The 1,065-nt window shown below is 61.7% G+C and carries 1 protein-coding gene; it reads left to right on the forward strand.

Annotated elements, in window-relative coordinates:
• Positions 1-200: 200 nt before the first annotated feature.
• Positions 201-971 (forward strand): hypothetical protein, encoded by a 771-nt coding sequence (locus JF542_RS24320; protein ID WP_207077735.1) that lies wholly within the window; start codon positions 201-203, stop codon positions 969-971.
• The last annotated feature ends 94 nt before the right edge of the window (positions 972-1,065 follow it).

The following is a 1,065-nucleotide window of genomic DNA, read 5'->3' on the forward strand; positions in this document are numbered from 1 at the left end:
TTGAAACCTTGGCCCGCGTCACCGACAATCCAACCGTCAGGCTGCCCGCAGTGGCATCCTGATCAGGCCCGGACCTCTCCGAAGGTCGACGCTCCTACACCATGCCGTGGGGCACTATCGATCCCGGTTCGCCTGAACACCGCCCGCCCGCGCCAGCGGGACCCATTTCCGCTTCACCTGAACTTCGGAAGGTGGAGAAAATGGAAGGACCTCAATTCGCGCATATCGAAACCTATTCGGCGAAAGGCAGATCGGCCGCCAGCCCGGACGAGTCCTTCGGCAAGCGCAAGAATGGGCAGAAAGCCTGGACCGCCCAAGAGATCATCGACGAACTCGAGCGCCTCGAGCACGCATCCCAACATGTCATTCCCGGGCGGCCGGGCCCCGAGATCATTCCCGGCGACGTCGACAATTTCATCGATCTGCGGAAGGCACAAAGAAGGGCGGCGGCCGTCAAGACCACGGTTTCCTATGCACAACCTGACGGGTCGGTCATGCTGCGCGAACGCAAGATCCGTTCGGACACCGCCTCGATTTATGCAAGCGTCGTGTCCTTGCCGGTTCGAACGGAGGAGGCCCTTTCGGATCCGGTGGTGCGTGCTCGCGCGGTGAAGGTTCTCCGAAAGGCGATCAAGCACGACCGCGAACGGATCGAGAAAGACGGTGGGCGGTTCATGATGGCGGTGGTGCACTGGGACGAAGAATTTCTGCACGCTCACATCACGGCGCTGGACCCGGTGCGCGGTTCGGTGAAGCATCTGCATCCCGGGCATGCCGCGAAGGGTCGGGTTTCCATGGAAGCCGAAGGTCGCAAGATTTCGAAAGACCAGGTCAACAAGCTGGGAAACATTGCCTACTGCGACGCCATGCGCGGATGGCAGGACGATTTCTACGCGGCCGTGTTTAAGGATGCCGGGCTCCCGCGATACGGACCGCGACGTGAGCGGATAGTGCCCCACGGCATGGTGTAGGAGCGTCGACCTTCGGAGAGGTCCGGGCCTGATCAGGATGCCACTGCGGGCAGCCTGACGGTTGGATTGTCGGTGACGCGGGCCAAGGTTTCAA

Source organism: Salipiger bermudensis, from assembly GCF_017309175.1.
In the GTDB taxonomy this organism is placed as follows: Bacteria; Pseudomonadota; Alphaproteobacteria; order Rhodobacterales; family Rhodobacteraceae; genus Salipiger; species Salipiger bermudensis.

What these genes read in the sequence shown, in the direction of transcription:
- JF542_RS24320 (WP_207077735.1), top strand. Translation starts at nt 201, where the DNA reads ATGGAAGGACCTCAATTCGCGCATATCGAAACCTATTCGGCGAAAGGC.